Origin of the sequence: Halorubrum sp. SP3 (assembly GCF_005435195.1) — an archaeon.
GTDB classification, from domain to species: domain Archaea; phylum Halobacteriota; class Halobacteria; order Halobacteriales; family Haloferacaceae; genus Halorubrum; species Halorubrum sodomense.
Genome location: NZ_SGTU01000841.1, coordinates 1 through 210 on the forward strand (window position 1 = coordinate 1; position 210 = coordinate 210).

Here is a 210-nt window from a genome sequence, read left to right on the forward strand (position 1 = left end):
GACCGCGTCAACAGGTGTATCGGGTGTCTCTGTCGGCGCCGACGCGGGATCCGTCGTGTCGGACTGCGATGAGTCTGCTGCGGTACCCGCTGTAGCGTTCGCATCGGACGAGGTATCGGTTGCCTCCGGCGGCGTGTACGTCTCGTCGGTCGCGCGCACCGCCCGCTCGACCGTCTTTTCGCCGTAGGTGCTGCCGTCGGCGTAGTGGAC

Annotated in this window: 1 pseudogene; it reads right to left on the minus strand. The window is 67.1% G+C overall.

The features are described from left to right. Positions 1-210 (minus strand): annotated as a pseudogene (locus tag EXE42_RS20135) (hypothetical protein); the annotation flags it as partial.